Here is a 9,844-nt window from a genome sequence, read left to right as displayed (position 1 = left end):
CTTTGATGTCATTGTTCACCTCGTTAAACGATTTTACTCGCTTAGCGTGGTGTCCAAAACTATCGGGGCGGATCACTCCTGATGAAGTCTACTTCGGCAGACAAAGATACGCTGCATGAGCAAGATCAACCACTTAAGAAATTAGCTTATGTGTCCAACCATCGGGGTCCACTTCTCTACCCATAACAAAACGGTTTTCGACAATCCGTCAAAACGATCAGAAACCACATAGCAGCCAAACCAGAAGCGCATAGCACCGTAAAGTCACCATGGTACGACCATGGTTCGTCCACTCCGCAGCCCTTGGTAATACTAGCTTACGAGTTAGCAGTCACCGGAGTTTGTTGGATTTACTGGGATTCCCTTGTGCACAGAATCGTCATGCGATGAACCATATATGGACCATGGGAGAAATTCTAAGACAGATAAAGGGAGTCTATTTTGGGAAGAAAAGAGGCGATAGCAGGAAAGGAGTTTTGAGGTAAGCACCTGAAAATTAGAACATTTTCAAACACCTAAAACGACGAAAGGCCGCTATAAAAGCGACCTTTCTATGTATGGTACCGGTGAGCGGACTTGAACCGCTACGCCCGAAGGCAACGGATTTTGAATTCATCTTAAGCTCTTGTAATTACTTGCATTTAAGAGGATTTTTTTGGATATCAAGGACCATGAAATATGATTTCATTGGATCTCTTTAGCACGCGTCAAGCACAGATTTAAAATGGGAAAATGGTACACACACTTGACCACTCTTTGTAACACGTTTCTGGGCAAAACTGTTGTAGCACAATTAAGTAAAAATTATCTAAAGTATGACAAACTCGCTTAGATGAGTGTTCAGATCAGTATCCATTTATTTTATCATCTGAACTTATATACCTCAGTTCTATTTCTACCGTTATGTTTTGCTTGGTAAAGTGCATCATCAGCACCTTTAAGAATGGCGCTAATCGGCTCTCTTTCGGCTAACCATTGGGATACTCCGATAGAAATCGTCACGTGACCTACGACATCAAACTCATTGGATTCAATGGACTTTCGAATTCTCTCGGCAACGTACTCAGCCTGACGTATGTCTGCTTTAACTAAAAAAACCATGAACTCTTCTCCGCCAGATCGGCAGACAATATCCACCTCTCGCGCCTGCGCCTTGATCATATTTGCCACACTGATGAGTAAAGTATCACCGACATCATGACCAAAGGTATCATTCACTTTTTTGAAGTAATCAACATCCAGAGCGAGCACAGAAAATGGAGTGTTTTGTATACGCAAATTATCAATGGCCTTATCTAAACCTCTGCGGTTTAACAACCCAGTCATAGAATCAGTTAAGGTATCGAGGTGCAGTTGATCAATTGTGTTGGATACAATATTGAATGTACTGACGAATGAACGCTTCAGGTGTGACGCTTCAAAATACCAAGGTTTCACTTTATTTAAGTCTCGTTTAGTCGAAGTGTGGCTTTCAAAGTTTTTGACGACACTCGCTAATTGCCATAATGGTTTTGAGATAAAAACCGAAGATATCCAAATAATTAAAAGCGTGAGCGCACCAATTGGAAGCGTTGCCACAAATACACTCCACATTTGGTCATTAAGCACTGACAGAGTGAGGCTTTCCGATTTCTCAGCAACTATCCCCCAACCAGAATAATTGACTGGTGCGTACCCAGCAAGCATATCAATACCCTGAGAGTTAATGATAACTTTCCCACCTTTCTCTCCCTGAATCACCTCATTTATTGCTTCATTATTGACAATGACTTCTCCCACTCGTTGTTTATTAGGGTGATAAATCAATGTCCGATTTTTATCCACAACATAGAGGTATGACCCATCTCTGTAGCCATGGTGCCCAAGTATGCTCATTAATATGTTTTTCTTATCGAGATAAATGCTCCCGCTAACGTAACCTAAATACTCTTTTTGTGCGGAGAAGATAGGGTACGAAATACTTATTAGATAATTACCTGCCGGGGATACGAACGGATTCGTGACGATTGGAGCCTTAGCGTTCAACGATTGTAGCGAACTGTCTGTTGTTAATTGGACACCTTTCACTCGTGTTGTTTCTGGTGAAACGGAAATGATGACCCCTTTCGCATTGACGATGACTACAGAGTTAAAAGAGTCAGGGAAGCTGCGATTAAGTGGTCCGCAGCTCCCGATATGACGCCCCAAACCGTCCTTTATCGACGTCCTGTGGCTCAATTTTCCAATTTTAAGCCCAAAATCGTCTCTTCGTGGCTGATTTTGGCCCTGTTTCAGGCCAATTTCCTCATTTCAGGTAGATCTCGCCTGTGCCCGTATCAATTGGTCAACTCGAACCAGGTTCGCCAGGGTGAATAACATCGCCAGTTGACTGTCATTTTTAGCCAGCCCCTTGTACCTGGCTTTGACGAAACCAAACTGACATTTTACTATCCGAAATGGATGCTCAACCTTCGCTCGGATACTCGCTTTCAGGTATTCGTAACGGATGGCCAGCTTGTTCTTGCGCGGGTGTTGCTTCAATGCATTCACTTTGCCGGGACGCTTGGCGATAAGCCAGTCTGCGCTGACATCGCTGAGCTCATCGCGCTTTTCGGCCCCCTGATAACCAGCATCGGCTGAGATAAATTCTTCATCGCCATGCAGTAACTTGCCAACCTGATTGAGGTCGTGCTCGTTAGCCGCCGTGGTCACCAGACTGTGGGTCAGGCCACTTTTGGCGTCCACGCCAATGTGCGCTTTCATGCCGAAGTACCACTGGTTACCTTTCTTGGTCTGGTGCATGTCTTCATCACGGCTGTTGTGTTTGTTTTTGGTAGAGCTGGGGGCTTGAATGATGGTGGCATCCACCAAGGTGCCCTGGGTCATTAGAACGCCACACTCTGCTAGCCAGTGATTAACGGTACTGAAGATTTTGCGGGCCAGTTCATGCTGCTCCAGCAAATGCCGGAAATTCATGATGGTAGTGCGGTCTGGAATGGCTTTATCCAGTGACAGGCGAGCAAATTGGCGCATGGAGGCGATTTCATAGAGGGCATCTTCCATGGCCTCATCGCTCAGGTTGTACCATTGCTGCATGCAGTGAATACGCAGCATGGTTTCCAGCGGATAGGGCCTGCGACCATTACCGGCCTTGGGATACACAGGCTCGATAACGCCAAGTAATTTGTCCCAGGGAAGCAAGTCATCCATTCTGCCAAGGAAAACTTCTTTGCGGGTCTGGCGGCGTTTACTGGAAAACTCACTGTCGGCAAAAGTCAGTTGCTGGCTCATCCGGTTACTCATTCTGGGTTCAGGTTACAACACGATGATCTCACATCTCGGACTTATTCGCACCTTCCCTTGGATTGATTATTCTCATGCGTTTTCTCCCTGACTGAACGATGTACGAAGTCCCCCTCCTTCTATCCCGACCTATTCGGAATAGAAGGAGGCTTCATAGTGGCGCTGGATCAATTCGGTCGTCGTTTTCCGTTATTTCAGCAACGCCAGAATCTCGTGCGCGGCGGCAGCGGATGAGGCAGGGTTCTGACCGGTGACGAGTTTGCCGTCCCGCAGCACAAAGCTGGCCCAATCGGCGCCTTTCTCATAATTGCCACCATTGGCTTTGAGCATATCCTCGACCAGGAAGGGCACAACGTTGGTCAGGCCAACAGCCTCTTCTTCTGTGTTGGTGAAGCCTGTCACACGTCGCCCTGAGACCAAGGGCTTGCCGTCTGTGCCTTGAGTGTGGCGGAATACGGCGGGGGCGTGGCAGACGGCGCCAACAGGCAAGTCAGCGGCGGCAAAGGCTTCGATCAGGCGTTTGCTGTCAGCATCTTCGGCCAGGTCCCACAACGGGCCATGGCCACCGGGATAGAAGATTGCATCGAACCTGACTTCTGTTATGTCAGACAGTTTCAGCGTAGTCGCAAGATGCTTTTGCGTCTCGGCATCGCCCTTGAAACGATGAGTGTCGTCAGTCTGTGCGTCCGGGCTATCGCTGGACGGGTCAATGGGAGGCTGTCCACCCTTGGGCGTGGCCAGGGTGATGTCGGCCCCAGCGTCCTTGAAGACGTAATAGGGCGCGGCAAATTCCTCCAGCCAGAAGCCTGTTTTTTTACCAGTGTCTCCAAGTTCGTCATGGGACGTGAGTATCATCAGAATTTTCATGTAATTCCCCTATTTTGTGGTGCTAACGCGGATCACGCGCTTGCCAAAGTTATCGCCGTTGAGAAGGCCGATGAAGGCTTCCGGGGCATTTTCCAAGCCACCAATGACCTCTTCGCGATACTTGATTTTTCCACTTTCCACCCAAGCACCCATCTGTTTGGCGAATTCCGGATATAGGTGACCGAAACTGTCAAAGATGATAAATCCTTGAACCTTTACCTTGTTCCGAAGAATCTGCCCCATTAACCAATTCATTCGGTCTGGCCCGCCGGGCAGTTCGGTGGCGTTGTATTGCGAGACCAGTCCACACACCGGCACACGCGCATGCGGGTTCAAAAGCGGGATCACCGCATCCAGAACCTTGCCGCCCACGTTTTCGAAATAGACATCGATGCCGTCCGGACTGGCCTTGGCAAGCTGATCCGCAAAGTCTGGTGCCTTGTGGTCGATGCATGCATCGAAACCCAGCTCGTCAACCGCATAGGCGCATTTTTCCGGCCCGCCTGCGATGCCAACAACACGGCAGCCCAGCAGTTTGCCAATTTGGCCTACGGTTGCGCCGACCGGACCCGTCGCCGCGGCCACCACAATTGTCTCCCCGGGTTTGGGCTCACCGATCTGCGTCAGGCCAGCCCAGGCGGTAAACCCAGGCATGCCTAAGATCCCAAGTGCCCAGGATGGGTGCTCTGGCGAAACGCCAAGATTAGTAACCCCTTCACCATCGGAAAGAGCGTAATCCTGCCAGCCGTTGAAGCTAAGCACCCAGTCGCCCTCCGCGAAGCCATCAAGCTTCGAAGTAACCACTTTGGCAACCGTGCCGCCAACCATGACATCGCCGACCTCAACCGGTGCAGCATAAGAAGGCGCATCACTCATTCTGCCGCGCATATACGGGTCGAGTGACAAGTACTCGGTACGCAAAAGCATCTGATTGTCACCGACAGAAGGAATCGCCTCCTCTTCTAGCCTTAGTGTGTCCAGAGTCGGCTCGCCCGTAGGGCGCTTCGCCAACACGAGCTTGCGGTTTGCGGTGTCTGTTTGTTTCATGTTCGACTCCTCCTACAAAGCAGCTTCAAGAATGCGACGAGCTTCATCGGGGCCGATAGCGTTATGTTCCCCAAGTGCAGTCATTCCGTGTTCCTTTAAGGCACTAACGATGTGATTGATTCCGTCAGCATCAACGTCATAGTCGCCTAACCGAGTCTTGATACCCATCTGCTCGAAGAAACCGCGCGTTGCTTCGATTACCGCGTCAATTCGTTCATCATCGGATCCTTCGCGGATATTCCAGACATTGCTGGCATACTGGAGAAGCTTTTCACGTTTAGCTTCGCGCTGATCATCGATCAATGATGGCAGCACAACCGCCAGCGTGCGGGCGTGGTCCGTATCATTCAGTGCAGTAATTTCGTGCCCAATCATATGAGTGGCCCAGTCTTGAGGTACACCTGCACCAATAAGCCCATTCAGAGCCATGGTCGCAGTCCACATCAAATTGGCACGAATGTCATAATCTTCGGGTGTCTCAAGCGCCTTGGGGCCAAGTTCAATCAATGTGCGCAGCAGGGCTTCGGCAAAGCCGTCCTGAACCCGCGCGGCCACTGGATAGGTAAGATACTGTTCGATCGTATGAACAAAGGCGTCCACCACACCATTGGCAATCTGGCGAGATGGCAGAGTGTAGGTGACCTCCGGATCCAGAACCGAGAAAACCGGGTAGCAATAAAGGCTACTAAACGGCAGTTTTGCCTCTTTTTCTGGGTTGGTAATCACCCCGCCAGAGTTCATCTCGGATCCCGTAGCTGGTAGCGTCAACACAGAGCCAAACGGCACCGCTTGGGTAATGACTGATCCACGTGAGGTAAGAATGTCCCAGGCGTCACCGTCATACTTTACCGCCGCCGCAATAAACTTGGTGGCGTCGATGACCGACCCGCCGCCAACGGCAAGCAAGAAAGTAACGGCATTTTCGCGAATCATCTCAACTGCTTTTAGCGTTGTAGCATAGCGTGGGTTAGGTTCAATACCTCCAAACTCCAGGATTGCCCGGCCAGCAAGAGCTTCGCGTACTTGGTCCAGCACACCCGTACGTTCGGCACTGCCACCGCCATATAGAATCAAAACTTTCGCATCAGCGGGAACCTGATCTTTCAGCTCCGCAATACTGCCTTTGCCAAACAAAATTCTGGTAGGGTTGTGAAAGTTGAAATTTTTCATATCAGTTTCCTTCAGTTTCAATATGTAAGCGGACATTAATATTTCCGCGGGTAGCATTGGAGTAGGGGCAAAGCTGATGTGTCGCCTCGACCAGGCGTTGTGCGTCCTCGCGGGCCATGCCCGGCAAGTGAGCAGTGATGTCGAGGTCAAGCCCGTATCCGCCATCGGATCGTTGGCCGATACCCACTTCGATTGAAGTTTTTGCCCCCTTGGCATTCAGTTTGAGCTGTTTTGCGGTGATCTCCATCGCGCTGTCGAAACAGGCCGCATAACCAAGTGCAAACAGTTGTTCAGGGTTTACGCCATCTTCATCGCTATCGGGTCGAACCATTTGGACCGAAAAGCTGCCGTCGTTCAGGGTTGAAGTTCCCGAGCGTCCGCCCGTTGCCGTCGCCGCGGTTTTGTAGAAGATTTTCATGATCTATCACTCCTCTTTCGACTATCGAACGGTTAAAAACAAAATACCTCGAGGGCATCGTTTAGTGCTTCACCATCTAGAATGGCGCATCAATATCAACCACCGAAATGAGCTTGTGGTTGACGAATTCCCTGATTCCGAGCCCGATCAGTTCTCGACCGTAGCCCGACCGCCCGATACCACCGAAAGGTAAGTCAGCCTTGGCCATGGTCGGGTGATTTACAAAGACCATCCCAGTAGAAATCTGTTTCGCAACATCAGCACCACGCTTTGGGTCGGCAGTAAATACAGACCCGCCAAGCCCGAACGGTGAATCATTGGCAATGCGTATTGCATCTACCTCATCCTTCGCACGAAACAGCATCGAGACTGGGCCGAAGAATTCCCAATATCGAGCCGGGTTATCTTCTGAAAGATTAGTCAGAATGGTCGGTTGTACAAAAGCACCCGAACTGGGAACCTTTGGCCCAACTTCCGTTGCCGTAGCTCCGTAAAAAACTGCTTGGCGTATCTTGTCTTTAATCTCGTTTGCAGCAGCCTCGGAAGACAGGGGCGCTAACGTCGTGGTAGGATCCGCCGGATCACCTGCCCGAAGCTTCGCAACGCCGGCGGTGTAACCTTCAAAAAATTGGTCATATACGTCATCAACGACGATCATGCGCTTAGAAGAGACACAGACTTGACCGCCATTCCAGTGCCGTCCAAAGACCGCCCAATTAATGGTCTTCTCCATTTCCGCATCGGCCAACACCACAAACGCGTCTGCGCCTCCAAGTTCGAGCGTGGATTTCTTCAGTGCTTTGCCTGCCTGTGAGGCAACAATCGAGCCCGCACCTTCCGATCCGGTCAGCGCAACGCCATGGACACGTGGATCGTTAATGATGGTTTCGATTTGCGAACGTGTCGCATAAAGGTTTTTGAACGCCCCTTGGGGCAAACCCGCCTCCAACATTAATTTTTCGAATGCTGCAGCTGCCTGCGGAACATTCGAGGCATGCTTGAGCAACATGGTATTGCCAGCAGACAATTGTGGCGCTGCAATACGAGCCACTTGGTAAAACGGAAAGTTCCACGGCTCAATTGCCAACAAGACCCCCAAAGGCTCTGCGGACAGAACAGCATCACCTTCATCGGGATTGGCTACTGGCAGCTTTTCAGGCGCCAGTAAGGCTTCTGCATTGTTGGCATAATAGTCAAAGATATCCGCTGACAAGGCGATTTCGGCTTTAGCTTCGGAGACAAGCTTGCCCATTTCAACTGTCAACAACTTGGCAAAAAAATCGACGTCACGACGTAATATGGTTGCGGCGGAGTGCATTACACAGGCACGTTCTGCAAACTCAGTTTCCTTCCACAATAAAAATGCCGCATGAGCATTTTCAATAGCTTGATTAACTTCAGTATCGGTCGCGTCCGGGTACGCTTCCAAGAGTTCGCCGGTGTAAGGGTTTCGTGTTTCATAAGCCATAATTAAATCCTTTCGCGTGGGGCGCGTTTGGGTTGTAAATCTCGAGTTTATTCATAACCCGCAAACTACTAGACCGGTCATCTAGATGACCGGGAAAATAAAAACATGAAATCTAATTGCTTATCATGCCAAGTTTCAGCTTAACCTCGAATAGACCAGTCGTCTATAATTTTTTTGAAATAACTATAATCTTTAAGGGTAACAACCCCTCAAAAGGTCGTTAGTCCGCCTCATGAATTCTCTCGGATCAGTATTTCAACATGCCACACCTTTCCACCATAAACTGGACAGGCCCGTGCCGACGTTATCAACATGTCCCGCATATCCAGAACGATGATAAATTTAGTCCGACACCTTCTCAGGTATTCTGGGCGCCGAGGCAGCCTGCGAATCGTAGGTGGGGTAGTCGACATATCCCTTGTCAGTTCCACCGTACATTGTTGTGGGATCAACCTCGTTCCAAGGCAGCCCTTGCCGTATTCGATACGGTAAATCCGGGTTTGCAATAAACGGCTTCCCAAAAGCGAACAAGTCGCCGTATCCAGCATCAAGCATACGAAGCGCTTTCTCCGGAGTGTATCGGCCTGCATAAATCAGAGCGCCACTAAAAGCACCTCGGAGCGCACTGCAGAAGCTGTCAGGCAATTCTGGTGCATTGTCCCAGTCGGCTTCAGCGATAGAAATATAGGCAATACCCATGCGCTCTAACAATTTTGCCGCTTCTAGGTAGGTTTCGTGAGGGTCTGTTTCAACCAATCCCAGATAAACACGTGCCTCTTCCGTGCTCTCGAATAAGGGAGCAAACCTCACTCCCAAGCGCTCAGCCCCCACTTCTTCTGAAATTGCGGCCACAATCTCTTCCAGGAAGCGCAGGCGGTTCCGCAAACTTCCGCCGTATTGATCCGTCCGATGATTAGTATGCTCTGAGATGAACTGGTTAACCAGATAGCCATTCGCGCTGTGGATTTCTACGCCATCAAAGCCGGCTTCCACGGCGTTACGAGCAGCGCGAGCATATAGCTTCACAAGCTCTTGAATTTCCTCGGTTGAAAGTGCGCGGGGCTCATCCGGATCAGCCAGTGCGCCCTCCCCTGGTGCTGTTTCTACGAACACTTTCACACCTTCTGCACGAATGGCTGAGGGTGCTACCGGAGCCTGTCCGTCCGGCTGAAGAGAATTATGAGAAACTCGCCCTACATGCCACAGCTGACAAAAGATTTTGCCGCCTTCACGATGAACAGCACCGGTTACTTTTTTCCAACCCTCAATTTGTGCCGCTGTAAAAATACCCGGCGTCCAAGCGTACCCCTGACCTCTGGGCTCTATCTGCGTGCCTTCTGTGACCATGAAGCCAGCAGAAGCCCGCTGCGCATAGTAGTCAGCCATCAGATCGTTCGGAATATTTCCTGGCTGAGTGCTTCTTGAACGCGTGAGAGGCGGCAGAACAATACGATTTTTCAGTTCAAGCGAACCCAGACGAAAGGGCTCAAAAAGAGGGTTTACATTCATAACGCTATTTCCTTTAAATAAAGTTTTCATACCGGAGCAAACAGTGCTCCATTACATTAAAAGAGCCCCAGACCGGACTCATT

General features: G+C 49.9%; 8 protein-coding genes. All 8 read right to left on the bottom strand.

The window, feature by feature from the left end; translation table 11 throughout:
- Window positions 1-864: 864 nt before the first annotated feature.
- Window positions 865-2,187 (bottom strand): sensor domain-containing diguanylate cyclase, encoded by a 1,323-nt coding sequence (locus tag FTA96_RS13045; protein ID WP_222424311.1) that lies wholly within the window; start codon window positions 2,185-2,187, stop codon window positions 865-867.
- A gap of 102 nt (window positions 2,188-2,289) precedes the next feature.
- Window positions 2,290-3,270 carry an IS5-like element ISEc68 family transposase gene (locus FTA96_RS13040; RefSeq protein ID WP_000082736.1) on the bottom strand — a complete coding sequence of 327 codons (981 nt, stop codon included), beginning with the start codon at window positions 3,268-3,270 and terminating at the stop codon, window positions 2,290-2,292.
- Between the two features lie 201 nt (window positions 3,271-3,471).
- Complete coding sequence (locus FTA96_RS13035; protein WP_115389046.1) at window positions 3,472-4,149, bottom strand: type 1 glutamine amidotransferase domain-containing protein; 678 nt, start codon at window positions 4,147-4,149, stop codon at window positions 3,472-3,474.
- A 9-nt stretch (window positions 4,150-4,158) separates the two neighbouring features.
- On the bottom strand, window positions 4,159-5,196 hold the full coding sequence (locus FTA96_RS13030; RefSeq protein WP_115389047.1) for an NADP-dependent oxidoreductase: 1,038 nt from the start codon (window positions 5,194-5,196) through the stop codon (window positions 4,159-4,161).
- A gap of 12 nt (window positions 5,197-5,208) precedes the next feature.
- Window positions 5,209-6,366, bottom strand: a complete 1,158-nt coding sequence (locus FTA96_RS13025) for an iron-containing alcohol dehydrogenase (RefSeq protein ID WP_115389048.1) — start codon at window positions 6,364-6,366, stop codon at window positions 5,209-5,211.
- Between the two features lies 1 nt (window position 6,367).
- On the bottom strand, window positions 6,368-6,784 hold the full coding sequence (locus FTA96_RS13020; protein WP_115389049.1) for an organic hydroperoxide resistance protein: 417 nt from the start codon (window positions 6,782-6,784) through the stop codon (window positions 6,368-6,370).
- A gap of 76 nt (window positions 6,785-6,860) precedes the next feature.
- Window positions 6,861-8,252 (bottom strand): NAD-dependent succinate-semialdehyde dehydrogenase, encoded by a 1,392-nt coding sequence (locus tag FTA96_RS13015; RefSeq protein ID WP_006814859.1) that lies wholly within the window; start codon window positions 8,250-8,252, stop codon window positions 6,861-6,863.
- 342 nt (window positions 8,253-8,594) lie between these two features.
- Window positions 8,595-9,761, bottom strand: a complete 1,167-nt coding sequence (locus tag FTA96_RS13010; RefSeq protein ID WP_052324032.1) for an alkene reductase — start codon at window positions 9,759-9,761, stop codon at window positions 8,595-8,597.
- Between the last annotated feature and the right edge of the window lie 83 nt (window positions 9,762-9,844).

The organism is Yersinia alsatica (assembly GCF_902170305.1).
Taxonomy (GTDB): Bacteria; Pseudomonadota; Gammaproteobacteria; order Enterobacterales; family Enterobacteriaceae; genus Yersinia; species Yersinia alsatica.
Note: the sequence above shows the minus strand (reverse complement) of the source record. Positions and strands in the feature narration are given on the sequence as shown.